This window comes from Crenobacter sp. CS_VA4 (assembly GCF_055597485.1).
In genome coordinates, this window is record NZ_JBVMAE010000136.1 from 1 (window position 1) to 263 (window position 263).

Here is a 263-nt window from a genome sequence, read left to right on the forward strand (position 1 = left end):
GTTCCTCGTCGCGGAACAAAGTCGCGGTGTGGCCCTCCACGAGGAGGCGGCCGTCCCGCGGGTTGGCCGGGACCGTGCCGGCGGTGCGCACCCCGGCGTGGGTGACCGCGTCGTCCCCGTCGGCGTTCCAGGCCACGGTGATCCCGCGCCCCTCGACCCGCAGCGACAGGTTGGCCGGGGGCGGGGGCGGCAGCCTTCGCAGGCGCTCGTGCAGGTCAGCGTCGCGCGGGTCGGTGTCCAGGGCCTCGCGCAGGGCGGCCGCG

1 protein-coding gene is annotated in these 263 nt (G+C 77.6%); it reads right to left on the reverse strand.

Annotation, left to right across the window (positions count from 1 at the left end):
* The coding region (locus tag ACZ2IA_RS23040; protein ID WP_470294908.1) for a hypothetical protein at nt 1-263 on the reverse strand (263 nt) is incomplete at both ends.